The 25117-nt window shown below is 31.9% G+C and carries 22 protein-coding genes; 9 read left to right on the plus strand and 13 right to left on the minus strand.

The features are described 5' to 3' along the window. Positions 1 to 148: 148 nt before the first annotated feature. Both Q0828_RS12785 and Q0828_RS12790 read right to left on the minus strand, forming a co-directional pair. Positions 149 to 856, minus strand: coding sequence for a LytTR family DNA-binding domain-containing protein (locus Q0828_RS12785; protein WP_298421347.1), 708 nt, complete (start codon positions 854 to 856; stop codon positions 149 to 151). Further along, entirely contained in the window at positions 853 to 1890 is a 1038-nt protein-coding gene (locus tag Q0828_RS12790) for a sensor histidine kinase (protein ID WP_298421349.1), read from the minus strand. Before Q0828_RS12790 ends, Q0828_RS12785 begins: the two co-directional genes overlap by 4 nt. A gap of 281 nt (positions 1891 to 2171) precedes the next feature. On the opposite strand from Q0828_RS12790, the gene Q0828_RS12795 reads away from it, so the two are divergent. After that, positions 2172 to 4571 carry an outer membrane beta-barrel protein gene (locus Q0828_RS12795; protein ID WP_298421352.1) on the plus strand — a complete coding sequence of 800 codons (2400 nt, stop codon included), beginning with the start codon at positions 2172 to 2174 and terminating at the stop codon, positions 4569 to 4571. A gap of 7 nt (positions 4572 to 4578) precedes the next feature. Here Q0828_RS12795 and Q0828_RS12800 read toward each other — a convergent pair whose 3' ends face one another. Then, on the minus strand, positions 4579 to 5244 hold the full coding sequence (locus Q0828_RS12800; RefSeq protein ID WP_298421355.1) for a uracil-DNA glycosylase: 666 nt from the start codon (positions 5242 to 5244) through the stop codon (positions 4579 to 4581). Between the two features lie 145 nt (positions 5245 to 5389). Here Q0828_RS12800 and Q0828_RS12805 point away from each other — a divergent pair, with 145 nt between their 5' ends. The 5 genes from Q0828_RS12805 to Q0828_RS12825 all read left to right on the plus strand — a co-directional run bounded on the left by Q0828_RS12805 (position 5390) and on the right by Q0828_RS12825 (position 10554). Further along, a complete protein-coding gene (locus tag Q0828_RS12805) occupies positions 5390 to 7561 on the plus strand; it encodes a DNA mismatch repair protein MutS (protein WP_298421358.1) in 2172 nt (723 codons plus the stop codon). A 142-nt stretch (positions 7562 to 7703) separates the two neighbouring features. After that, positions 7704 to 8123 (plus strand): DCC1-like thiol-disulfide oxidoreductase family protein, encoded by a 420-nt coding sequence (locus tag Q0828_RS12810; RefSeq protein WP_298421360.1) that lies wholly within the window; start codon positions 7704 to 7706, stop codon positions 8121 to 8123. A gap of 163 nt (positions 8124 to 8286) precedes the next feature. After that, positions 8287 to 9150, plus strand: a complete 864-nt coding sequence (locus tag Q0828_RS12815) for a DUF2807 domain-containing protein (protein ID WP_298421363.1) — start codon at positions 8287 to 8289, stop codon at positions 9148 to 9150. Positions 9151 to 9248: 98 nt separating this feature from the next. Then, positions 9249 to 10028, plus strand: coding sequence for a hypothetical protein (locus Q0828_RS12820; RefSeq protein ID WP_298421366.1), 780 nt, complete (start codon positions 9249 to 9251; stop codon positions 10026 to 10028). Between the two features lie 82 nt (positions 10029 to 10110). Continuing rightward, positions 10111 to 10554, plus strand: a complete 444-nt coding sequence (locus Q0828_RS12825) for a hypothetical protein (protein WP_298421369.1) — start codon at positions 10111 to 10113, stop codon at positions 10552 to 10554. Between the two features lie 393 nt (positions 10555 to 10947). Here the strand turns inward: Q0828_RS12825 and Q0828_RS12830 are convergent, their stop codons facing one another. The 7 genes from Q0828_RS12830 to ychF form a co-directional block, all read right to left on the minus strand. After that, positions 10948 to 11109 (minus strand): hypothetical protein, encoded by a 162-nt coding sequence (locus tag Q0828_RS12830; RefSeq protein ID WP_298421372.1) that lies wholly within the window; start codon positions 11107 to 11109, stop codon positions 10948 to 10950. Positions 11110 to 11320: 211 nt separating this feature from the next. Further along, entirely contained in the window at positions 11321 to 11725 is a 405-nt protein-coding gene (locus Q0828_RS12835) for a DUF2541 family protein (protein ID WP_298421375.1), read from the minus strand. Between the two features lie 188 nt (positions 11726 to 11913). Further along, positions 11914 to 14538: a DNA gyrase/topoisomerase IV subunit A gene (locus Q0828_RS12840; protein ID WP_298421378.1), complete on the minus strand. Its 2625-nt coding sequence runs from the start codon at positions 14536 to 14538 to the stop codon at positions 11914 to 11916. Then, entirely contained in the window at positions 14538 to 15014 is a 477-nt protein-coding gene (locus Q0828_RS12845; protein WP_298421381.1) for a hypothetical protein, read from the minus strand. The genes Q0828_RS12840 and Q0828_RS12845 overlap by 1 nt, the downstream gene beginning before the upstream one ends. Positions 15015 to 15021: 7 nt before the next feature. Continuing rightward, positions 15022 to 16878 carry a DNA topoisomerase IV subunit B gene (locus Q0828_RS12850; RefSeq protein WP_298421387.1) on the minus strand — a complete coding sequence of 619 codons (1857 nt, stop codon included), beginning with the start codon at positions 16876 to 16878 and terminating at the stop codon, positions 15022 to 15024. A 141-nt stretch (positions 16879 to 17019) separates the two neighbouring features. Then, entirely contained in the window at positions 17020 to 17820 is an 801-nt protein-coding gene (locus Q0828_RS12855) for a hypothetical protein (RefSeq protein WP_298421390.1), read from the minus strand. 178 nt (positions 17821 to 17998) lie between these two features. After that, the gene (ychF, locus tag Q0828_RS12860) at positions 17999 to 19090 is read right to left on the minus strand and encodes a redox-regulated ATPase YchF (protein ID WP_298421392.1); all 1092 of its coding nucleotides are present in this window, start codon (positions 19088 to 19090) and stop codon (positions 17999 to 18001) included. Between the two features lie 248 nt (positions 19091 to 19338). On the opposite strand from ychF, the gene Q0828_RS12865 reads away from it, so the two are divergent. Further along, positions 19339 to 21864, plus strand: a complete 2526-nt coding sequence (locus tag Q0828_RS12865) for a M14 family metallopeptidase (protein WP_298421395.1) — start codon at positions 19339 to 19341, stop codon at positions 21862 to 21864. A gap of 20 nt (positions 21865 to 21884) precedes the next feature. Here Q0828_RS12865 and Q0828_RS12870 read toward each other — a convergent pair whose 3' ends face one another. Then, positions 21885 to 22220, minus strand: a complete 336-nt coding sequence (locus Q0828_RS12870; RefSeq protein ID WP_298421398.1) for a tRNA-binding protein — start codon at positions 22218 to 22220, stop codon at positions 21885 to 21887. A 45-nt stretch (positions 22221 to 22265) separates the two neighbouring features. On the opposite strand from Q0828_RS12870, the gene Q0828_RS12875 reads away from it, so the two are divergent. Both Q0828_RS12875 and Q0828_RS12880 read left to right on the plus strand, forming a co-directional pair. After that, entirely contained in the window at positions 22266 to 22820 is a 555-nt protein-coding gene (locus Q0828_RS12875; protein WP_298421401.1) for a thioredoxin family protein, read from the plus strand. A gap of 80 nt (positions 22821 to 22900) precedes the next feature. Beyond that, a complete protein-coding gene (locus Q0828_RS12880) occupies positions 22901 to 23332 on the plus strand; it encodes a DUF1330 domain-containing protein (protein ID WP_298421405.1) in 432 nt (143 codons plus the stop codon). 54 nt (positions 23333 to 23386) lie between these two features. On the opposite strand, the gene Q0828_RS12885 is transcribed toward Q0828_RS12880, so the two are convergent. Further along, positions 23387 to 23923, minus strand: a complete 537-nt coding sequence (locus Q0828_RS12885; protein ID WP_298421409.1) for a YfiT family bacillithiol transferase — start codon at positions 23921 to 23923, stop codon at positions 23387 to 23389. Positions 23924 to 24040: 117 nt separating this feature from the next. Next, positions 24041 to 24973 (minus strand): peptidylprolyl isomerase, encoded by a 933-nt coding sequence (locus tag Q0828_RS12890; RefSeq protein WP_298421412.1) that lies wholly within the window; start codon positions 24971 to 24973, stop codon positions 24041 to 24043. Positions 24974 to 25117: the final 144 nt, after the last annotated feature.

Here is a 25117-nt window from a genome sequence, read left to right on the forward strand (position 1 = left end):
GAGAAATCATTTAAAAATATTAGGATCTACATAAATACCAGTTTAACAACGTTATAAAACATAAACGTATTCACATAAAAAAACCTTGAATTGAGCGGAGTACGTCTAATTGGATTCTTGTTTTCACAGGAATAACAAGTCTAACAATTTATAATTTTCGCTGCTGAATTTTTTCAAAGAAAGTCTTTTTATAGGTATCACCAATTGGAATAGCTGTAGTATCAATATACACCGAATTGGAATCTGTTTTGGAAATGTGAGCCAAAGAAATGATATAGGATTTGTGTGTTTTAATAAACATAGAAGTTGGCAAGCATTCTTCAATGTTTTTTAAGGTATTATAGGTGATAATTTGTTTATCTGTCAAATGAATAGCAACATAATTTTTTAGACCTTCGATATATTGAATATCTTTTATATAGATTTTTTCAAAGTTATTTTTACCATCGGTTTTTACAAATAAGAAATCATCTGTAATGGTTGTTGTTTCAATAGTTTTTGGTTCGTTGAGTTTGAGAACTGCTTTGTAAAAACGTTCAAATTCAAATGGTTTTAATAAATAATCTACGGCTGCTAAATCATAACTTTCTAAAGCAAATTGTGGATATGCTGTTGTAAAAATAATTTTCGTTTTATTATTGATGATTTTTGACAATTGAATTCCCGAAAGCTCTGGCATTTGAATATCTAAGAATACGACATCAATTTGTGCTGTTTCTAAAATTTGCAATGCTTCCAACGGTTTTGTAGTAGCCGTTACGAGTTCTAAAAACGAAATTTTGGCAACGTATTTTTCCAACAATCGAATTGCTGGTGGTTCATCATCTACAATAATACATCTTAATACATTGCTCATACAGGTAATTTTAAATACGATTGAAATTGTCCGTTTTCATTGGTATACTCGACTTTAAATTGATGATCGAATATCGCTTTTAAACGTTTTTCTACATTTGTTGCTCCAATACCTGAATCCATATATTTCTCAGAAAATAACACTTTATTTTTAGTATGTATTTCTAAAAAGTCATCGTGTATCGATATAGAAATTTCTGCCGGATTGCTTTCATCATTCACAATTCCGTGCTTAAATAAGTTTTCTACAAAGTGAATCAATACTAATGAAGGTACGCGCTTCTCTCCTACACTTCCATTCACTTCAAAACTAACAAATAATTGATCTTCAAAGCGAATTTTATAAAAGTATATGTAATCTTCAATAAACTTTAATTCTTGCTCCAGCGACATAAAATCTTTATCAGATTCATAGGTTACATATCGTAACAGCTCTGATAATCGATGAATATCTTTAGCTGTATTTGGTTGTTTATCAATTAATTCACTATAAAAAGTATTTAAGGTGTTGAATAAAAAATGCGGACTTATTTGCGATTTTAAAAAATCAACTTCCCCTTTACTATGCGCTAATTTTAACTGAAAAAGCTTGTCTTTATTTTCATTGTATTGTAATACTAAAAATACGATCGTACTATATAAAATAGGCTTGATTGCGTAATATGAATTATCAAAAACATAATAAATTAATTGACGTGATTTGTTATGATAATTATGTTGTCCTGTAAATTGAAACAAAATCACTTCTTGTGTAAGATAGCGCAATCCCGCAAAGAGTAATATCATACCAAAAACCGCCACAATAAAAGGAATCAAACGTTTTTTTGACAATAATTTTGGTGCAACTACAAAGAAATTTAAGAAATACATTGCTATTGAACACAGGTAAAAAGTAAGTAATAGTCCTTGATATTCTCCGCTAAAATTGGTCATCAAACCTTTCATTCCATTAATAGAATAATCTTCTAACCATTCTAATAGTAGCAAGGCGATACCTAAAATAACATGATATTTCCAATGTTTTTTGATTTCCATACCACAAAAGTATCTATTTCTTACAATCTACTACTGTTTTAGGATAAAGTCCCCATTTTTTTATATCAACACCAAAAAATAGCAGACAAAAAATCTAGTGGAATCGTTTTTGGGTTTCGTCTTGACTTTTTATGAGATCATCTTTTTTACTGTTTTATAAACTGTTCCCTAGCTAGTTTTGATCTAATCAAAAAAAATATACGTCATTCTGAACCTGATTCAGAATATAACATATAAGACAAACTAATATCAAAAAACGAATAGTCCTAAAAATCACAATCATGAAACAATTCACTTTTATACTAATACTTTTCTTTTGTTCTATATCGCTTTCGCAAGAATTGACATTGACAGGAACCATACGTGCAGAGAAAACAAACGAAGTCTTGCCACTTGCAGCTGTGACTGTATTTGATGCGATCTCTGACAAATTAATTAGTTATGCATATACAGACGATAACGGAACGTATGTAATTACTTTTACCAATAAACCATTTTATATAAAAGTAGAAACTTTAGGTTATATAATATTCAAAAGTGAATCTTTTACAGAAACAAACATAAAGAAAACTTTGAATGTGAGTTTGAAAGTTGATGTCTCTGAATTGGATGTTGTTACAATTCTTCAAAAGAAGCGTTTGATAAAAATGACAGGCGATAAAATGATTGTAGATATTGATAAATCTGGTATCGGCGCTGGAAATGACGCGCTAGAAACTCTAAGTAAATTGCCAGGTATGCGTTTGGATAAAGATGAAAATATCATTTTTAGAGGTGATGGAAATTTACAAATCTTAATTGATGGAAAACCTTCACTCCTTTCTGGAGATGCGTTAAAGCAATTTTTAAAAACCATGGCTGGTGATAATATCAAAGCAGTTGAAATTATTGCAAATCCGTCTGCAAAGTATGATGCTGCTGGGACTGGCGGAATTTTAAATATTCGATTAAAGAAACCAGTATATCAAGGTTTTACAGGGAATGTGTATGGTTCGGTTGGCTATGCAGAATTTATCAAAAATAGTTATGGGTTAAATTTATACAATCAGACAGAAAAATGGAATCTGAACGCAGGTGTGTATTATGGTTATTTTGAATCAGTGAATCATAGAAATGTAGTACAGAGCATTCAAGAACCAAATTTACAAACGACTTTGGATCAAATTAATGATTGGTTTCCTATATCTACAAGTTTGACTTCAAAATTGGGAATTTCGTATGCAGTTTCAAAAAACGCAACACTTGGAACGTCATGGAATTTCAATATCTATAATAGTAATGAAGAAACGGAAGGAAGAACCAATGAGTTTTATAATGGCAATTATGAACGTTTTACAGTATTGAATAATACCTTAGATGAAAATAATAAGCGCCTAACAGGAAATGTGTATTATAGTTATGCTTCCGACAGTTTGGATACCAAATTTGATGCGCAAGTAAATTATGCAACATATAACAATACACAAGACCAAACAACTAGGAATGATTATTTTAATGTCTCAGATAATCAACAGTATAGAACTTCGGAAATTATAAGAAATGACAACCCTACAAAGTATAATATTTTGAGTACGCGTGTAGATTTTGAAAAAGAATTAAACGATACTTTTACCATAGAAACGGGCGCAAAGTATAGTTATGTAAGCAATCGGTACAATAATATGTTGTTTGAACGTGAACCAACTACTAATTTTCAGTTTGATACCAATCGTAGTAACGAATTAGAGTATACAGAATCGATTGGTGCAGTGTACGGAATTGTCAATTATAATCGTAATAACTGGAGTTTTCAAGCAGGTTTACGTGCAGAATATATAGATTATAATGCCACTTCCATCACTGCCGGAATGTCTAATACGGGCGATTATGTATCATTATTTCCATCGTTTAGCATTAATCATAATTTAGATCACAATCAATTTAAATTATCCTATAGCAGACGCATTCGTCGTCCACGTTATTTAGCATTGAATCCGTTTTTTGAATATGTGGATACATATAATGTGGAAGTCGGAAACCCTAATTTACAACCGCAGTTTACACATGCCATTGATTTTACTTGGGTTCGAAAACAAAAAACGTCTGCTTCGTTGTATACGAAGTTTACAAGTGATTTAATGGATCGTATTTTTGAATATGATGAAACTACACAAATCACAACGATGTTTCAAGCAAATATTGCGACTTCACAAGATGTTGGTATTTCATTGAATACGTCTGTTTCTCCTTTTAAATTTTGGGATATTGATTTTTATGGCGATTTCTCATATAATCATGCTCGATCGGAAGTTCCAAATTTTAGATATGATGAAACTGGAACAAATTGGTTTTCAAGTATCAATCAGACTTTTAACCTGAAAAACGATTGGACAATTTACTGGAATAGTTTCTATTCTGGGCGTGGACGCAATGGAAATACGGTTTCTAAACCTTCCTATGATATGTCATTTCGTGTAAAGAAGTTCTTCTTTAATGAAAAACTACGTTTGTTATTTAGAGCGGATAACATCTTTAAAACCAATAGGTGGCGAAGTATTACCGAACAAGATAATGTACGAACCAATTGGACCAATCGTTGGGAAGTGCGCAAGTTTACACTTTCATTGACCTATAATTTTGGTTCTGGAAAAAAGAAACGTGTCAAAGCAATTGATTTACGTGATGAACAACAAAGACTTTAAGTTGAAATTACCAACGAATGCCTTCAATGCGTTTGCTTACTAAATAATCATTGCAACGACTAAAGTGTTTGTTGTCAAACCAAAAACCTCTATTCGCACTTAACGGCGACGGATGTCCAGAAGTTAATACATTATGTTTTGTTTTATCAACCTTTGCTCCTTTTTTCTTGGCAAATCCGCCCCAAAGTAAGAAGACAACATTTTCTTTTTTCTCAGAAATTGCTTTGATAACAGCATCCGTAAACGTTTCCCAGCCTTGTTTTTGGTGACTTCCTGCTTGATGCGCTCTAACAGTTAAAGTGGCGTTTAATAATAGAACACCTTGCTTTGCCCAACGTTCTAAATTACCGCTTGTTGGTGGCGCAATGCCAATATCGCGTTTAATTTCTTTAAAAATATTGATCAACGATGGTGGATGTGAAACGCCATCGTTTACAGAAAAACACAAACCGTTAGCCTGCCCAACACCATGATATGGATCTTGCCCAATAATGACTACTTTTAAACGATGAAACGGACAATGATCAAACGCAGCAAAAATCTCTTTGCCTTTCGGATAGCAAGTATTTTGTGTGTATTCTGACTTTACAAAACTGATTAAATCTTTAAAATATGGCTTTTCAAATTCATCTTGTAAATGAAATTTCCAGCTTTCTTCAATTTTTATATTCATCAAACGTTGTATTAAAAAGTATATAAATTAATGTTTTGGTATGATCTTTCTAAAGCACATTTCAAAATCAATAGATAAATAAGTACCTTTGCCATCGACTAAAAATCCACATGACTATGTAGATTAAAATTAGCTCAAATTTACAATGATTAAAATACATTCCAAAACATTAGACGATTTAGAATTTGAAACGGTTTTACAACAAGTTTCAGAACATGCTGTAACTGCTTACGGAAAGCAGAAAATTAGTGATACACAACCTTTTCATGACCAGGATTTGTTACTAACGAACTTAGCGTATGTGAATGAATATCTAGCGTCCTTTGAAAATGAAAACGTGATTCCGAATCATGGTTTTGATGGAATATCATTAGAAATAAAGTTATTAGCTATTGAAAATAGCTTTTTAGAAATTGCAGGATTCCGTAAAATTTCGGCGATCTCAAATGCTGTCAATTTATTGTTGAAATTTTTTAAGAAGTTCCATGAATACTATCCAACTTTACAATCACGCGCAGAACAAATTGAATTTACAAAAGTATTAGTCACACAAATTGACAATGTAATCAATCGTTTTGGAGAAGTAAAAGATACAGCTTCGCCAGCATTGGCAAGTATTCGAAAAGGTATTTTAAGCATTCGAGGAAAAATAAATCAGAGTTTTTCTTCTGCTTTAAGCAGATACAATCAGGCTGAATATTTAGATGAAATTCGTGAAACAGTTGTAGACAATCGTAGAGTTTTAGCAGTAAAAGCAATGCATCGCCGTAAAGTGAAAGGTGCAATTATGGGAAGTTCTAAAACGGGAAGCATTGTATACATAGAGCCTGAAATTACCTTGCAATATTCACGTGAGTTAACCAATTTAGAATACGAGGAAAAGGAAGAAGTAACTCGTATTTTAAAAGAATTAACAGATTTTGTTCGTCCGTTTGCACCACTTTTAGAGAATTATCAAGACTTTTTAAGTGATTTAGATGTGAGTTATGCGAAAGCAAAATATGCCGCTTCTATGAACGCGATTTTACCTGAAATTTCAGAAAACCGTGAGTTATTATTGAAAGACGCATATCATCCACTACTTTATTTAACGAATAAAGAACGAAACGAAAAAACATATCCACAAACCATTGAACTCAGTCAAGATAATAGGATTATTGTTATTTCTGGACCAAATGCAGGAGGAAAAAGTATTACACTAAAAACTATTGGTTTATTGCAGTTAATGTTACAAAGTGGAATGTTGGTTCCTGTGCATGAACGTAGTAAAATGTGTTTGTTTGATAGAATTTTGACAGATATTGGAGATGGTCAATCTATTGAAAATCATTTAAGCACCTATAGTTATCGTTTGAAACAGATGAATTATTTCTTGAAGAAATGTAATAATAAAACATTGTTTCTAATTGATGAATTTGGTACAGGAAGTGATCCTGAATTAGGTGGAGCTTTAGCAGAAACTTTCTTAGAAGTATTTTATGATCGTGAAGCTTTTGGAATTATCACAACGCATTATTCCAATTTAAAACTACTAGCAAACGAATTACCACATGCAACCAATGCAAATATGATGTTTGATCGTAAAACATTACAACCAATTTATCAGTTGGCATTAGGGCAAGCAGGAAGTTCGTTTACCTTTGAAGTTGCTCAAAAGAATGGTATTCCGTATAGTTTAATTAACAAAGCTAAGAAGAAAATTGAACGTGGAAAAGTACGTTTTGATGCTACAATAGCGAAACTTCAAAAAGAGCGTAGCGCTATGGAAAAAACTTCAAAATTACTAAAAGAAGAAGAAATCAGAGCACGTGAAGAAAATGAACGTTTGGAGGCATTAAATACGAAAACAAAATCGAAATTAGAAAGTTACCAACAATTGTACGATCATGATAAACGTATGATTCATTTAGGTAATAAAATCAACGAAATTGCTGATCGATATTTTGACAATAAGAAAAAACGTCCATTAATTTCTGAGTTTTTACGCATTGTAGAAACGGAGAATTCTAAACGTAAAAAACAAACTGTAAAAGAGAAAAAAATACAGAAAGTCAAGCAAAAAGAAGCTAAAAAAGAAGTCATTCAGAAAGTAGCTGTCATTCGTGAAGAAAAGAAAATTGAAAAAAAGAAAGCTGCTAAAAAAGAAGCTCAGAAACCAAAAGCTATTTTAAAAGTTGGTGATCGTGTGCGCATGCCTGATGGAAAAGCAGTTGGAACGATTGACAGTTTAGAAAAAGGAAAAGCAACCGTAAATTACGGACTATTTACAACAAGTATTTCTGTTGATCAATTGGAATTGGTGCAGGCTAAAAAATAGACACGCTACACTTTTGGAAAATGTTAATTTGTCAGTTCGAGCGCAGTCGAGAACATTTCATAAAAGATCTCAATACTAAATACTCACATCGCAAAACTATTACAATTGTCGTATCTTTGTATTATTCCTAAATAGGTGAAAAATGATTGAATCCTTACCAAAAGATAAGAAAATCATATTGTTTGATGGTGTTTGCAACTTATGCAATAGTTCTATCAATAAGGTTATTGCGCGTGATACAAAGGATATATTTCGCTTTGCTTCACTACAATCAGCTATTGGTATTGCGATTCAAACACATTTAAAATTAGATCCTACTGACTTAGATTCTGTGATTCTGTATGAACCCACAACTGATAGATATTACGAAAAATCATCTGCAGCGTTAAGAATCATGAATGGATTTGGAGGCGCTTGGAAACTTATGAATTTCTTCTATATTTCCCCTGCTTTTTTACGCAACATTGCCTATAATTATATTGCCAAAAACCGTTACAAATGGTATGGTAAACAAGAAAGTTGTATGATGCCAACTCCTGAATTGAAGGCTAAGTTTTTGTAATTATTTGTAAATTATAATAAAACTTATAACCTACTTCAAAGTTATAATTCTATTCATTTCATCTAAAAAAAATGCACTTGGTATACTTTTCGCTAAAAAGTAAACAATGATTTGTATGGAGCAAAGTAGAAATACTATTTTTACATTATTAAACCGAAAAAACATGAAACACTATATAGCTACAGCATTCCTCCTATTTATAACAATTTCTACATTCGCACAGAAAAAAGAAAAAATTAAAGGAAATCGTGAAGTAACAACTGTTATTTATGAATTGGATCCGTTTACAACGTTAGAAATTAAAGAAGAATTAGAAATTGTACTGATTAATGGAACTACGCCACAAGTAGAAGTAAATGCAGATGAAAATTTACACGAAGTTTTCAATATTGATGTAATTGATGGAACGCTGAGCATTTCTACATCTAAACAAATTAGGAGTCATAAAAAGTTAGAGATTTTTGTGACTATTTCCAAAGATTTAGAACGTATTCACGTGGAAAGTGAAGCAGAAATCAAATCATTAACAACATTAAACATTAACAAAGCAGAGATTAACGTAATGGAAGATGCTGAGTTGGATTTGAAAATAAAATCAGATTCATTAGCCATTAATAGTTTTGGAAAAGCAGAACAACGCTACGAAATTGATACAAAGGAGTTGATTTTAACAGCTTTTGAAGACGCAAATGTAAAAGCGAAAGTAAACGCTACTAAAGTGACTTCGCAAGTGGAGTTTGCAAACGTTCAATTTGAAGGACAAACAGATAGTTTATTCCTGGAAGTGAAAGAAAAAGGTGAATTTTTAGCGCCTTTATTTAAAGCAAAAGAAATCAGCGTAACAACTACTGAACAAGCCAAAGTAATCTTAAATGCTACAGAAAAGATTCAAATTGACGCGCATGACAATTCAGAAATTGATTTGTTAGGAAACCCAACATCTATTATCATGTATAAGTTTGAAGAAGAAGCTTTGTTACGTAAAGTTGATGAAAATAGAAAAGGATTCTTTAAGCGAATTTTCTAGACACAGAACAAAACAAATCTTTACAAGTCTTTATTTCACTTTAATAAAACAGATAGCTTCCTTATATTCGCAAGAATGCTAATTTTTAAGTAAGTTTTATGGGGAAAATTCTAATTGCTTTTATCATTTTCGGCGTTTTAATTGTTGGAGGATTTATGGTTTTAATTGCTTTTGTGATTAAAAAATTATCTGAACCCAAAACGACCAAATTTATTGAAAATGAAAAGGATACGATGTACGCTAGTGTGCTGAAAAAGCGTAAAGACTTAATGTCAGATAAAACAAAAATGTATGCACAAATTACGGATGCAATGGTTTTTAATTATAAAAAAGCCGTTACATATTATAAGCTTTCAGGAACTATTTTGAATGAAAATCGTAAACCTGTTGTCGTTTTTGAACGCATTGAACGTGGTGTGAGTACAACAGGACATATGCATGCAATGACTAAAAAGAAAGAATTCTATTTTAGTTTTACGGGTTTGGAAGCAATGTTTTATTGTGAAGGAAAATTGTTAGGTCGATTTGATAAATCAGGAACTATTTATAATCCTGATGGAAAAGAAATTGGACATGCAAAGCATCCTATTAAGGCTTCTTTCCATATAGATTTCTTTAAAAGAACAAATCATCGCTTAGGCGAAGGCGTATTTCCATTGACACTACACGGAAGAAAACTTGCAACTATAAACGTTGCGCCAAATTATGATGATATTTCATACGGACATTCAGTGAGTTCTGTATTTGATCATTTAGGATTTGGAACTCCAATTATTATGCTTTCTGAAAATGAAACACCTACAAAGGAAGAAGAAGATTGGTTACTCGCTTTTGCTATATTTGAAACCGCTTTTCACGGACATTGGTTAATTCCCTAACTGAGAAAGTATGTTTACTCATTCATAATTTTAATGTCATTGTGTTTGTTGTAGTTTAGATGCAATAAAACCTATATTACTTATGAAAAAATATCTCTACATATGTTGTTTGTACCTCTTAACTTCTTTTTATACACATGCACAAGAGAAAAACACACCTTACAAATCAATTGCTCACAAAAGTACATATGTTACCATTTTTGACCAATTACAAGATAAAGAACAGTTGCATATAAACTTTACTTCTACTGGTTGCTTCCATAGTGTTAAAGAAATAATGACTATCGAAAAGGAAAATGATGTATATTATGTTGTATTTAAAGAGAGTCGAAAAATGCTTACTTCTATTGATATAAAAGCAATTCAAAAGTTTGAAAAAGGATTGACTAGAGCCCATGATTACGGTTGTACAACTATTGATACGTATTTAATTACATATAACGGAAGGCAACAAATGATCTCTGATGGAGGTTGTCGTTGGAATGGATATTATGACCTAAAAAAAGCATTAGGTTTTGATGAATAATAACTATCATGAGAAAAGTAATCCTTTCACTACTGTAGATAATATTCTAATCGTGAATCTATTATAAATAACAAGCCAGCTTTAATTAAGGCAGTTAAAAAGTTAAATATAAAATTGTCAAAGGTCTTACTATACAGATTCCGATTAAATAAAGATGATTCTGTAAAAAAATAACAGCAAATTATTATAATATATATAGAGAAGATCAAATAGTATTGAATACATTTTTATTCAATTTCAAATTGAAATACACTTATAATCAAGATGATAGAAAAGCGGTTGTTTGTAACGGAACAGTTTTACTAGATATTGAATAAAATAAAACGCCAACTAAATAATTAATTGACGCTTTAAATGTTTCCCTAAAACAGTTGTTGTTTTATACACTTAGTATTAGTAGTGATTAGGACAACAAAAACCAGCACCACTACATGCCCAATTTGGAGGACAGTCAGAATCTCTATCACAGTAAATCATAACTCCTCCGTTAATTTTTGATTGTGTTTCTTTCGTTAATGTTTCTGCGTTTTTTACGTTTAAGATTTTTTTTAACATAATGTTTGTTTTTTGATGATCCCTACTCTATTGAGGCTTTTCAGGTAGCGCCTTTTGTGTTTTTAAATGTAGGAAGAAACAAGAGTGGTTTTGTTAACCCCGATAAAAATTGATGAATTTTAGCAAAGGTTGACATATAAAAAACGAGAACAACTTATGGTAGCTAAATTATTCTCGTTTTAGTATTTAAAATCTATTAGTTGTTCTTACATTATTTGCCAAAAACATGTAAAGTTGCCTTATGTCTTGATCTGTTTTTAGTATCGTAGATAAATGTAATTTTCTTTATAATTCTATTATTTCCGTTTAAATCTATAATTCGAGAATTGCTTCGTCTGTTAAAACTATGTTTTAAGTTAACTTCTTCATTAGTACCATTTCCGTAATGAACCACCATTCTATGCATATTTAAAGCACCTTTAGAAACCACTAATTTTAATTTTTTAAACGTTCCTTCATGTGCGCCAACACGAATTACATCTTTATCTAAACTGTAGTTAACTTTTTTACTTCCTAAACGTTCCCATTTTGCTAGTAATGTGTCTGAATTGGTTGTAAAACTAGACAATCCAACCAATAAAATTGTGCATATTATTAATCTTCCAAATGCTTTCATATCTTTCCTTTTTAATGTTATCAATTTGTTGTCTAGACATTTACTAAGACCTGTACATTTTGAAAAGGTTTAATTGTGCGCAAAAAAAATGTATCTTAAAACTACTTTCCTATAAAAAGCATTTCAAGATACATTTCTCTTAATTATTTATAAATTCCTGTCTACACAGGAATAAAAAGTATATAATTTTAGAACAATCCTATTTGTCCGTCATCTGTTAGTTTTTCACCGTTTTCGGAACCTTTTACGGTTTCTTCATCTATCACTTCTATATCTTCAGTAAGAATTTCTTTTTCCTCTTCATATGGCAAAGATTCTAAAGCATTTATTTGGCGTACTTTATCAGATGTCAATTGATTTCCAAGCGCTTTGATTCCTTTTACAGAAATGAATTCTTCTAAATTCACTTCCATGTTTGGTTTTTGTTCTTTTCCACGTTGTTTATAGAAAACTACTTCTGCCATTGGTCGCCAATCCGTCATTACAATTTCCAATTGTGATTTTGGATGATCTGTAATAAAATGCTCTACTTTAGAAGTATTTTCTATCAAAAAACGTTTTACATAATGACGTTCTTTTTCACCATCGTAATAAATAGCAGAAATTGGTTTTTTAGGGTTCCATTTTTCTAGCACAATCATGTCACTATCAAAATGTGCCGTCAATTCAGGAAGAATTGTTTTTAACTCTCCTTTTTGATTAATGATCAATAAACGATCTTCTCCTCTGAATTCACCAATTAATTCGCCTCTTCCATCAACATTTAAACGCTGAACGGTATCATCAAACCATATTTTACGTGGTTTTAAGGTAGAAACTCCTTTTTCTTTAAGTTCAATACGTTTAATAGAATATTTGGTGACAATATTTCCTTTAACGCCTCTTCCTTTTATCGCTAAATCAGCAAAATCAACATCCCATTTTAGTTTTTTAATACTACCAGCTTGGCGTAATAATACAGTAATAATTTCTGCTTCTCCGTTTGGATTCGCTGTAAAATAAGTTACCATTGAACCTTTTTTACCTTGCGTCAAATCGTATTCTTTATCGCGTGTAACAGCGGTAATGGCAAATCGTTTGATATAACTTGCACCATTTTTACCATCACGATAAATCATGTTGTAAATGGTACGTTTGTCTTTTTTCTTAAAGATGGCAACATGAATGATATTTTTACCAATAAATGTTTTTGAATCTACGCGAGTAACTTGCATTTTCCCTTCACGTGTAAACACGATAATATCATCAATATCAGCACAGTCTGTTACATATTCATCTTTTCTGAGAGATGTTCCAATAAAACCTTCTTCCCTATTTACGTAGAGTTTAGTATTACGAATTACTACTTTTCGTGCATCTACGTCATCAAAAATTCTGATTTCAGTTTTACGTTCTTTTCCTTCTCCGTATTGCTTTTTTAATCGTGTAAAATAATCAATAGCAAACGTAATTAGATTTGCTAAATGATGCTTTACTTCTGCAATAGATTCTTCTAGAGCGTCAATTTTTTGCTGAGCTTTGTCAATATCAAATTTAGAAATACGCTTGATTCTAATTTCCGTCAATCGTGTAATATCTTCAACAGTGACTGGACGTTTTAAATGTGTTATGTGCGGCTTCAAACCTTGATCAATTGCATTAATTACACCTTCCCAAGTTTCTTCTTCCTCTATTTCACGATAGATTCTGTTTTCAATAAAAATTCGTTCTAAGGAAGCAAAATGCCATTGTTCTTGTAATTCTCCTAATTGAATTTCTAATTCTGCTTTTAATAATTCCACAGAATGATCTGTAGAACGGCGCAACATTTCAGAAACACCAATAAACAAAGGTTTATTATCATAAATAATACAGCCTAAAGGCGATATAGAACTTTCGCAATTTGTAAATGCATATAAAGCATCAATTGTTTTATCCGGAGAAATATTATTTGGCAAATGCACTAAAATTTCAACATCTGCTGCTGTATTGTCTTCTATTTTTTTAATCTTAATCTTTCCTTTGTCATTTGCCTTAAGGATTGATTCTATTAAAGATGTTGTGTTAGTTCCGAAAGGAATTTCAGTAATAACCAACGTATTTTTTTCAAGGTGTGAAATTTTAGCGCGCACACGAATTTTTCCACCACGCAAACCATCATTATAATTACTTGCGTCCATGATTCCCGAAGTTGGAAAATCTGGTAATATAGTGAAACGCTTTCCTTGTAAATGCTTTATAGAAGCGTCAATTAATTCTAAAAAATTGTGTGGTAATATTTTTGTTGATAAACCAACAGCAATTCCTTCTGCACCTTGTGCTAAAAGTAATGGAAACTTTACAGGAAGATTGATAGGTTCATTTTTACGACCATCATACGATAGTTGCCAATCTGTAATTTTTGGACTAAATACAACATCTAATGCAAATTTTGATAAACGAGCTTCAATATAACGAGAAGCTGCTGCTCTATCACCTGTAAGAATATTTCCCCAGTTTCCTTGCGTATCAATTAATAAGTCTTTTTGACCAATTTGAACCATCGCGTCTGCTATACTGGCATCACCATGTGGATGATACTGCATTGTATGTCCAACAATATTGGCTACTTTGTTATAACGACCATCATCTAAATCTTTCATAGAATGCATGATACGACGTTGTACAGGTTTGAAACCATCTTCAATTGCCGGAACGGCTCTTTCTAAAATTACATAAGAGGCGTAGTCCAAAAACCAATCCTTGTACATACCTGTAACTTTGGTAATTGTATCTTGTGGATTGTTTTCTTGTTGCTGATTTTCAGCATGTAATTCGTTATTTTCTTCTTCCATTAAGAAACTGCGTTATTATGCTTTAAGACTTTGTCTAATGATTGCCTTAGTGCTCTTCTTTTTTTACCACTTAGTAATGAAATATTGAACTGCAATCGTTTTGTTTTATTACTTCTCGATTTGATATAGATATAGAGTTTACAGAAAAATATATAGTTCTGTATGCGATATCGTTTTAGTTTTTCTTTTGGAAATTCAGCTCGTTGTTCTCTATAATTGATAAAATTTGAGATAAATAGTCCTTTATTTACAAATGTTAATACATTGCCATCACTATCAAATTCAAAATATTTAGCAGTACTATAGACCATTCCTAGAATTAATACTAAGAATATAGGTATTACATACCATAATTTTGCTTGATTGAATTCATCTTGAAAAAAGGTGAAATATAGCATCACAACGATACTTCCCACTCCTAAAAAAAAATAAAGAAATGGAATCCACTTTTTTGATTTTGCGTTATTAAACCGCATATACCCGCTATTTTTCTTCTATAAGGTCCAATTCTACCTTTAGATTGTTAATAATAAACTCTTGTCTATTTGGGGTATTTTTTCCCATGTAGAATTTTAATAATTCTTCAATGGAAGTTTCACGATCTAACATAACAGGATCTAGTCGAATATCATCTCCAATGAAATGCTTGAATTCATCAGGAGAAATCTCTCCAAGTCCTTTAAATCGTGTGATTTCTGGTTTCCCAGATAATTTTAATATGGCGGATTTTCTTTCTTCTTCACTGTAACAATAAAACGTTTGCTTTTTGTTTCGAACTCTAAATAATGGCGTTTGTAAGATGTACAAGTGTCCTTCTTTTATCAATTCTGGGAAGAATTGTAAAAAGAATGTAATTAAGAGTAATCGAATGTGCATTCCATCAACATCGGCATCTGTTGCAATTACAATATTATTGTAACGCAAATCTTCCATAGATTCTTCTATGTTTAAAGCAGCTTGCAATAGATTGAATTCTTCATTTTCATATACAATCTTTTTGGACATTGAATATGAGTTCAATGGTTTTCCTCGCAAACTAAATACAGCTTGTGTATTTACATCTCTAGATTTTGTGATGGAACCTGATGCAGAATCTCCCTCAGTAATAAATAAAGTAGACTCTAAACGTCTATCCTTTTTTATATCTCCTAAATGGACTCTACAATCACGTAGTTTTTTATTGTGTAAACTTGCTTTTTTAGCACGTTCTTTTGCTAATTTTCTAATTCCAGACAATTCTTTACGCTCACGTTCTGCTTGCAAAATTTTACGCTGAATTTTATCAGCTGTATCTGGGTTTTTATGCAAATAGTTGTCTAAATATCTTCCAACAAAATCATTTATATACGTACGAACTGTTGGTAAATTTCCTCCCATTTCTGTAGAACCCAATTTTGTTTTTGTTTGTGATTCAAAAACAGGTTCCATTACTTTAATACTTACGGCAGAAATAATTGATTTTCGAATATCTGATGCCTCATAGCTTTTACCGTAGAAATCACGAACCGTTTTTACGATTGCTTCTCTAAAAGCTGCTTGATGCGTTCCTCCTTGTGTGGTATGCTGTCCATTAACAAATGAATGATATTCTTCGCTGTATTGCGTTTTACTATGTGTGATAGCTACTTCAATATCATCACCTTCTAAGTGAACAATTGGATATAGCATATCTTCTTTATTATTATTATCTTCTAAAAGATCTTTTAAACCGTTTTCTGAGAAGAACTTTTCTCCATTAAAAATAATAGTTAATCCTCTATTTAGATAGACATAATTACGTAACATTTTTGCAACGTATTCTGTTCTAAATTTATAGTTTTTGAAGATAATTTCATCTGGTACAAATGTTACTTTTGTACCACGTCTTCTAGATGTTTCGTCTAAAAATTCTTGATCGGTTAGATTTCCTTGTGCAAATTCGGCAGAACTCGATTTTCCATCACGAGAAGATTCTACTCTAAAATATGATGACAATGCGTTTACAGCTTTTGTACCAACACCGTTTAAACCAACTGATTTTTTAAAAGCTTTCGAATCGTACTTTCCTCCTGTATTCATTTTGGAAACTACATCTACAACTTTACCAAGTGGAATTCCACGACCGTAATCACGAACGATTACTTTTGTTCCTTGAATTGAAACTTCAATCGTTTTTCCTGCTCCCATAACATATTCATCAATAGAATTGTCTAGCACCTCTTTTACAAGAATATATATACCATCATCAGCGGAAGAACCGTCACCCAATTTCCCGATATACATTCCAGGACGCATACGGATATGCTCTTTCCAGTCAAGTGAACGTATATTGTCTTCGGTATATTGTGTGTTTTCTGCCATCGATTGAGGTGCTATTAGGGTTCGATGCTAATATAACACTTACCATTAAAAAATAAAATAAGAACGCCCGAAAATAATCAACAAAAAGCGCAATATTTACATAAATATTGCGCTTTTTTATAGAATTATGAAGTATTCTTGTTATTCTGACCAATAACGAAGTGTAACAACTATAAATCCATCACTTCCAACTAAGCTTGGATCTAGCGTTACGGTAGCACTTGAAGCTCCGTCAAAATATCCATCATAAGCATCAAAACGATATGTTCCTGCTGGTAAGTTTGAGAAACTATCAAAGTTGTAATAATCTGTGTAGAAAATTGCTCCTGTATCTTGATTTGTAGCGCCATAGCCAGGTAATGTCCCTGCTGGAACTGAAGCACCTGAACGCTCATCAACCAACTCAATACGAACATTATAAACCATTGCTACAGATTTGAAATCTCTTGATTCTGTTTTGATTTCGTTCGCTAAACGAATTTGATTGTTTAAGAAACTTCTGATTTCGCGAATTAATTGGCGTGCCGTATTTCTATTATTTTGCTGAATAGCAGTTTGTAAATCAGCACTTTTGTTACGTACAAAATCTTCGTTTCCTTCAATAGTAGAAGCTTTACTTTGAATACTTGCAGGATCAATATTACTATTTCCTTGCGCAGCACTTCCAATGTAGTAGATAACTTCATCGCTGAATTCTTCTACAACTTCCATGCTTCCGTCCATCAATTGAAGATACGTAGAAACATCTGCATTTACATTGTTGTTTACTAAGTAATCAACAGTTAAGGTTTTTAAAGCAGCTTTTACTCTTTTTGCTTCAATACGAATGATTTCTGCAGAATCAAATGTTTCATCTAAATCATCAAGAACTGATTGTTGTGCTTGCATATTAGCAACAAATAACATCAACATTGCACTTAGTGCATAGGTAATTTTTTTCATGGTAAACTATTTTTTTGGTTACCATGCTAAAGTACAACCTTAATGTATCTAAATGATTACTGTTATATTATAAAAATCTTACTATTTCCACGTACTTTTTTGAATATTTAATATGAATTTGACACAAAAAAAGCGAACCGAAGTTCGCATTGTTTGTATTTTGTATGTGTTGAAAAATTTATACATTAAATAAGAAGTGCATCACATCACCGTCATTTACTACGTATGTTTTCCCTTCTATAGATAGTTTTCCTGCTTCTTTTACTTTGGTTTCCGTACCGTAACTTACATAATCATCATATTTGATTACTTCTGCACGAATAAAACCTTTTTCAAAATCTGTATGAATTACTCCAGCGGCTTGTGGTGCAGTTGAACCAATTGGAATTGTCCAAGCACGTACTTCTTTTACACCAGCAGTAAAGTATGTTTGTAAATTTAATAATTTGTAAGCTGCTCTAATCAGACGAGAGACACCAGGTTCTTCCAAACCAATATCTTCAAGGAATAATTGACGCTCTTCATAATCTTCCAATTCAGCAATATCGGCTTCTGTACCAACTGCCAATACAATAATTTCTGCATCTTCATCTTTTACAGCTTCACGCACTTTTTCCACATAATCATTTCCTGATTTAGCAGAAGCTTCATCAACATTACAAACATATAGAATAGGTTTTGCTGTTAATAATTGAAATCCTTTCATTAATTCATCTTCATCTTCAGTAACGTCAACAGCTCTTGCCGAAATTCCTTGTTCTAAAGCTGTTTTGAATTTATCCAAAGTCGCTTGTTCTTTTTGAGCTTCTTTGTTTCCTGTTTTTGCAGCTCTTTTTACTTTTTCTAAACGTTTTTCAACTGTTTCTAAGTCTTTTAGCTGTAACTCTATATCAATGGTTTCTTTATCACGAATAGGATCAACACTTCCATCAACGTGTACAATATTATCATTATCAAAACAACGCAATACATGCATAATTGCATTACATTCACGAATGTTTCCAAGAAACTGGTTTCCTAAACCTTCACCTTTACTTGCACCACGAACTAATCCTGCAATATCTACAATTTCAACTGTTGCTGGCATTACACGTTCAGGGTTTACCAACTCTTCTAACTTTTCAATTCGTGTATCAGGTACATTTACAACGCCTAAGTTTGGTTCAATTGTACAAAATGGAAAGTTTGCACTTTGTGCTTTCGCATTTGACAAACAGTTAAATAACGTTGATTTTCCAACATTTGGCAATCCTACAATTCCAGCTTTCATGTGTTTATTTTGATAAAAAATTCGTGGTGCAAATATACTATTTATGTGTAGATATTATAATTTTATTTTGGGTTAAATTATAGTAGAAACGATATCCTAAATTAGTACATTTAAGTTCGTAGAATTATTTGAATTTAGTAGTTAATATTTATAATTTATTCCCTCTTTTTTGTTAAATACGGTTTTACCATTTTGAATTGGATTCTAAATAGTTGATTTTTGTTATTCAAACCAATTTACCTTATTACATGTCTCAATTTTCAAAATTTGTGTTTTCTGTCCTTTTTCTGAGTGTTTTTATAATAAATGCACAAGAAACTCTTTCTCTTTCGTATTATCTATCTCAGGATGTTACGTATAATAAAAGCATTCCAACGCCAGAAAGCGTGATTGGGCATGAAGTTGGAAAATGGCACACAACACACGACAAGTTAGTTGTGTATATGAAAACTTTGGCAAATAGTTCGGATAGAATTACGCTTGAAGATAGAGGAAAAACATTTGAAGATCGCCCATTATTATTACTAACGATCACTTCTCCAAAGAATCATCAAAATATTGAAACTATTCGTAAAGAACATCTCGCTTTGACAGAAACTAACGGACAAAACACGGATGTTTCAAATATGCCAATTGTAGTATATCAAGGTTTTTCCATCCATGGAAATGAAGCTAGTGGAAGTAATGCCGCATTGCTCCTTGCCTATTATTTGGCCGCCGCCGAAGGAACAGCTATTGATGATTTATTAGACAATACGGTTATTTTATTAGATCCTTCTTATAATCCAGATGGATTGCAACGTTTTGCAAGTTGGGTAAATATGCATAAAAGTGAACATTTAATTACAGATCCGCAAGATAGAGAGTTTTCAGAATCTTGGCCGCGCGGACGTACAAATCATTATTGGTTTGATATGAATAGAGATTGGTTGCCTGTGCAATTACCTGAGTCTAGAGCTCGTATAAAGTCATTTCACCAATGGATGCCGAATATTTTGACAGATCACCATGAAATGGGGGCTAATTCTACATTCTTTTTTCAACCTGGAATTCCTTCTAGAACACATCCATTAACTCCGCAAATGAATCAAGATTTAACAAAAGAAATTGCTACATATCATGCAAAAGCTTTTGATAAAATTGGTTCTTTATATTATACTGAAGAGAGCTTTGATGATTTTTATTATGGGAAAGGCTCAACATTTCCTGATATTAACGGAAGTATTGGAATTTTGTTTGAACAAGGAAGTGCGCGCGGACATGTACAAGAAACAGAAAATGGTTTGTTAACTTTTCCATTTGCAATTCGAAATCAATTTACAGCAGCTTTGTCAACTTTAGAAGCTGCAAAAACGATGCGAACTAAGGTTTTAAAGTATCAACAACAGTTTTATAAAGATGCGAAAAGAGAAGCTTCAAGTATAAAATCAAAAGCATATGTATTTGGAGATGCAAAAGATGCTGCAAAAACGTATCATTTAGCAGAAATACTCAAACGTCAAAATATTACAATTCACGAAGTGAAAAATGATTTTACGGTAGCTGGAAAATTATATAAGAAAGGTGCAAGTTATATTGTACCAAGAAATCAACGTCAAAGTAGATTGATTAATGCAATTTTTGAGAAACGCACTCAATTTCAGGATAGTTTGTTTTATGATGTTTCTGCATGGACATTGCCTTTAGCGTTCAATTTATCATATTCAACTTTAAGTTCACTTTCAAATGCTGGAACTGAAATTACAGACTTAAAAGCGCCAAACGGAACTATAAAAGGAACAGGTAATTATGCATACGTTTTTGAATGGAATGAATATTATTCGCCTAAAGCATTAGCTCAAATAAAAGCAAAAGGATTGCGTGCCAAAGTTGCAATGAAGCCATTTACACTGGAAGGAAACAGTTATGATTATGGAACAATTATGGTTCCTGTGCAAAATCAAACTTTAAGTGCGCAAGAAATAAAACAATTTTTAAACAAGGTTGCTAAAGAAAGTCATGTAAATATTACGGCTGTTCGTTCTGGTTTGACCGAAGGAATTGATTTAGGAAGTAATAACTTTGAAGCAATTAAAGATATTAAAGTTGCTATGTTAGTCGGTGGAAATGTAAATTCATATGATGCTGGTGAAATTTGGCATTTATTTGACCAACGATATGAAATTCCTTTAACAAAGTTAGATCTTCGCAATTTTGGCAGAATGAATTTATCAAAATATACTCATATTATTTTGCCAAATACCTATTCATTAACTAATAATGACACTAACAAATTAAAGACATGGGTACAACAAGGCGGAACTATTATTGGATATAGAAATGCTAGCCGTTTTTTGAGTGACAAGAAATTTATTTCATTAGATTTTAAGAAAACAGGAATTGAAGCTAAAGATGTTTCGTTTGCTGATAAAAGAAATCATAATGGTGCGCAAGTGATTGGTGGTGCAATTTTCAACACAAAAATAGATCGTTCGCATCCAATTAACTTTGGGTATTTACAGGATGAATTACCAATGTTTAGAAACACGACTTTATTCATTAATCCAAATGAAAAAAGCTATAATAACCCAATTCAATATACAAATACTCCATTGTTAAGTGGTTATATTTCAGAAGAAAACTTAGAGCATTTAAAAAATAGTGTTCCATTTAAGACAAATCGTTTAGGAAGCGGACGTGTTATTATTTTCACAGATAATACTAACTTTAGAGCTTTTTGGTATGGAACTAATAAGTTATTGATGAACGCTATTTTCTTTTCAAATATGATGTAGATTTGGTCTTGGGTATTAGTTTATGATATTTTTAAACCATTTGGAATTTTTGCAGAAGGTTCCATTAAAATAACGTCATCACCATCAACAGCACCCATAACTAAGCATTCTGAGAAAAAGTTTGCAATTTGTTTTTTTGGAAAATTCACAACTGCCATAATTTGTTTTCCAATTAATTCTTCTTTGGCATAACGTTTTGTAATTTGTGCTGAAGATTTTCGAACTCCAATTTCTGAACCAAAGTCAATTGTGAGTTGATATGCTGGTTTTCTGGCTTTTGGAAAATCATTGACTTCAATAATAGTTCCGATGCGCATATCTACTTTTTCAAAATCGCTCCAAGTTAAGTCTCCCATTGTATTTTTTTGAGTAAATTTAGGCTTTTAAAAACAATATTTCAAATGGCACTTACACCTTCAAAAATGCTTTCTTTAGGTACGAAAGCTCCAGATTTTACATTAATCGATACAGTTTCAGGCAACTTTATTTCTTTACAGGATAAAAAGGGAAGCAACGGAACTGTAATTATGTTTATCTGTAATCATTGTCCGTTTGTTGTTCATGTGAATGAAGGAATTGTGCAATTGGCAAATGATTATCAAGCAAAAGGAATTGGTTTTATTGCGATTTCAAGCAATGATGTTGAAAATTATCCTGCGGATGCTCCAGATTTAATGAAAACAAATGCGGAACAACAACAGTTTTCATTTCCATATTTGTATGATAAAACACAAGAAGTTGCCAAAGCATATGACGCGGCTTGCACGCCAGATTTCTATATTTTTGATAAAGATTTGGCATTAGTATATCGTGGACAATTAGACGATTCGCGTCCAAATAATGGAATTCCAGTAACTGGTAATGATATGCGAACTGCTTTAGATGCTTTATTAAACGAAGATGAAATCTCTGAAATTCAAAAACCAAGTATTGGCTGTAATATAAAGTGGTTTTAATGTTTAGATTGTCTTAAACAATTAACTATTAAAACATTGAAGAAATAACCAAAAAAAAATTCTATAGAAAATATAATAACATGCGTAAACATATTGATGCTACTCCTGAAACGGGAAAAGACTTTTATCTGAATTTCCATGATAAAGGAAAGATTGTGATGCTAAACCTATTAAAGTTTCGTCAAATAGCAGATTATTCAGACTCAGAACATATAAAACCCGAGAAAGAAATTACTGGTGAAGAAGCATACAAATTATATATAGAAAATACATTTCCTGAATTGGAAAAAGCTGGAGGACGAATTATCTACTACGGAAAAAGTAAAAACTTTTTAATTGGACCTGAATCTGAAAAATGGGACGCTATTTTAGTAGTTGAACATCTGTCTGTTGAGAAATTTATGGCATTTGCTCAAAATAAAGATTATTTAAAAACTATAGGACATAGAACTGCAGCTCTTGAAGATTCTCGTTTATTACCTTCGACTGAAATAGAAAATTATACTAATTAGTAGTTCTAGTATAAAATAAAAACATCAAAATAATGTGACTGAACGAAGCCAAACTTACTTCCAGTTTTTGCGGATCATTAATTGATTGATATGTTCATAATGGTGATTGCAATGCCAAGCATAAATTCCAATATTTTCTTTCAATGAGACTTCTTCATTTCCATCTGGATGAATGAATACTTGTGCTAAATCTTCATCAGATAGTCCTTTTAAAAAGTAGACCCATTTTGCATGCAAGGCTTCTATTGTATTTAGAGAAAGTTCTATTGGAGCATTTTTACTATCAAATAATTCAGCCCAACGATCTTCATAATATGCTTTAATTACGGGTTTGTCTTCTGTCAATGTCCATTTGAAACGCGTATAACTATTATGATGACTATCAGAAACATGATGAATCACTTGTCGTATAGTCCAACCTTCTGGTCTGTAAGTAGTATTTAATTGATCATTAGAAAGATTCTTAACTAAGTCTTTTAACCTGTTAGGAAATGATGCCAAAACTTCAACCCATTCAGAAATATGTTCAGAAGTTATTATTATTGGAATTTGAGTTTTCCCGATAGGATATTTTAGTTTTTCTAAATCCATTATATGATATGAGTAAAAATTTTAATTTAAAACTTTCAAGCATCTGTGAAAAATTATAGAAAATAATATAAAGTAAAAAAAAACGCTCTGAGATTTTCAGAGCGTTTCGTATAATTTTTATTTTACATCCATTAGTTCTACATCGAACATGAGTGTTGCATTTGGTGGAATAACACCGCCAGCTCCTCTTTCTCCATAAGCTAAATGTGGAGGAATTACAAAACGAGCTTTATCGCCTACTTTCAATAAAGCGATTCCTTCGTCCCATCCTGGAATTACATTTCCTTGCCCTAATGGGAAATCAATCGGTGCATTTCTCTTGTATGAAGAATCAAAAACACCTCCATCAGGAAACATTCCTTTATAGTGTACAGAAACTGTTTTTCCTTTTTCAGCTTGTACTCCATCTCCATTTTGAATTATTTTGTAACGTAAACCGCTATCAGTTTTATCAAATCCGGTTGCAATTTCTTCTAATTCTTTATCTGCTTTTTCTTTTGCAGCTTTTTCTCTTGCTGCTTTAGCTCCGTCAAACAACCTAAAAGCCTCTACGGCATTAAATGCTTCTGCTTCTGCTCCAACACGAACAATTTCTACTTTTTCAACACTATCACCTTGTGCTATAGCATCAACAACTTCTTGTCCATGTGTTACATTTCCAAAAACAGTATGCTTTCCGTCTAACCAAGGAGTTGCAACATGTGTAATAAAGAATTGACTACCATTTGTTCCAGGACCAGCATTAGCCATTGAAAGTACACCTGGTTCACTATGTGTTAACTCTGGGTGAATTTCATCGTCAAAAGTATAACCTGGACTTCCAGTACCTGTTCCTAGTGGGCAACCACCTTGAATCATAAAATCAGGAATTACTCTATGAAACTTTAATCCATCATAATAAGGAGTTCCTTGTGCTTTAGCGTTATTTTCAAGTTGACCTTCAACTAATGCTACAAAGTTTCCAACTGTTCCTGGTGTTTTCTTAAAAGTTAAATTTAATAAAATCTCCCCTTTATTAGTATGCATTTTTGCGTATAATCCGTCTTCCATTGGTATATTTTTAATTTAAAGTGCGAAGATACACAACCTTTAACAATTACGAAACAGGCATACTTAAATATTATTAAAGCATATTTTATTGTTATCCCTTATTTTTTTTACTGAAAAACCATAACCGATTTCATTTTTTTGATT

It is taken from the genome of uncultured Kordia sp. (assembly GCF_947496985.1).
Classification (GTDB): Bacteria; Bacteroidota; Bacteroidia; order Flavobacteriales; family Flavobacteriaceae; genus Kordia.

Coding starts and splice junctions, on each gene's coding strand:
- Q0828_RS12785 (WP_298421347.1), bottom strand. CDS start 856: ATGAGCAATGTATTAAGATGTATTATTGTAGATGATGAACCACCAGCA.
- Q0828_RS12790 (WP_298421349.1), bottom strand. CDS start 1,890: ATGGAAATCAAAAAACATTGGAAATATCATGTTATTTTAGGTATCGCC.
- Q0828_RS12795 (WP_298421352.1), top strand. CDS start 2,172: ATGAAACAATTCACTTTTATACTAATACTTTTCTTTTGTTCTATATCG.
- Q0828_RS12800 (WP_298421355.1), bottom strand. CDS start 5,244: ATGAATATAAAAATTGAAGAAAGCTGGAAATTTCATTTACAAGATGAA.
- Q0828_RS12805 (WP_298421358.1), top strand. CDS start 5,390: ATGATTAAAATACATTCCAAAACATTAGACGATTTAGAATTTGAAACG.
- Q0828_RS12810 (WP_298421360.1), top strand. CDS start 7,704: ATGATTGAATCCTTACCAAAAGATAAGAAAATCATATTGTTTGATGGT.
- Q0828_RS12815 (WP_298421363.1), top strand. CDS start 8,287: ATGAAACACTATATAGCTACAGCATTCCTCCTATTTATAACAATTTCT.
- Q0828_RS12820 (WP_298421366.1), top strand. CDS start 9,249: ATGGGGAAAATTCTAATTGCTTTTATCATTTTCGGCGTTTTAATTGTT.
- Q0828_RS12825 (WP_298421369.1), top strand. CDS start 10,111: ATGAAAAAATATCTCTACATATGTTGTTTGTACCTCTTAACTTCTTTT.
- Q0828_RS12830 (WP_298421372.1), bottom strand. CDS start 11,109: ATGTTAAAAAAAATCTTAAACGTAAAAAACGCAGAAACATTAACGAAA.
- Q0828_RS12835 (WP_298421375.1), bottom strand. CDS start 11,725: ATGAAAGCATTTGGAAGATTAATAATATGCACAATTTTATTGGTTGGA.
- Q0828_RS12840 (WP_298421378.1), bottom strand. CDS start 14,538: ATGGAAGAAGAAAATAACGAATTACATGCTGAAAATCAGCAACAAGAA.
- Q0828_RS12845 (WP_298421381.1), bottom strand. CDS start 15,014: ATGCGGTTTAATAACGCAAAATCAAAAAAGTGGATTCCATTTCTTTAT.
- Q0828_RS12850 (WP_298421387.1), bottom strand. CDS start 16,878: ATGGCAGAAAACACACAATATACCGAAGACAATATACGTTCACTTGAC.
- Q0828_RS12855 (WP_298421390.1), bottom strand. CDS start 17,820: ATGAAAAAAATTACCTATGCACTAAGTGCAATGTTGATGTTATTTGTT.
- ychF (WP_298421392.1), bottom strand. CDS start 19,090: ATGAAAGCTGGAATTGTAGGATTGCCAAATGTTGGAAAATCAACGTTA.
- Q0828_RS12865 (WP_298421395.1), top strand. CDS start 19,339: ATGTCTCAATTTTCAAAATTTGTGTTTTCTGTCCTTTTTCTGAGTGTT.
- Q0828_RS12870 (WP_298421398.1), bottom strand. CDS start 22,220: ATGGGAGACTTAACTTGGAGCGATTTTGAAAAAGTAGATATGCGCATC.
- Q0828_RS12875 (WP_298421401.1), top strand. CDS start 22,266: ATGGCACTTACACCTTCAAAAATGCTTTCTTTAGGTACGAAAGCTCCA.
- Q0828_RS12880 (WP_298421405.1), top strand. CDS start 22,901: ATGCGTAAACATATTGATGCTACTCCTGAAACGGGAAAAGACTTTTAT.
- Q0828_RS12885 (WP_298421409.1), bottom strand. CDS start 23,923: ATGGATTTAGAAAAACTAAAATATCCTATCGGGAAAACTCAAATTCCA.
- Q0828_RS12890 (WP_298421412.1), bottom strand. CDS start 24,973: ATGGAAGACGGATTATACGCAAAAATGCATACTAATAAAGGGGAGATT.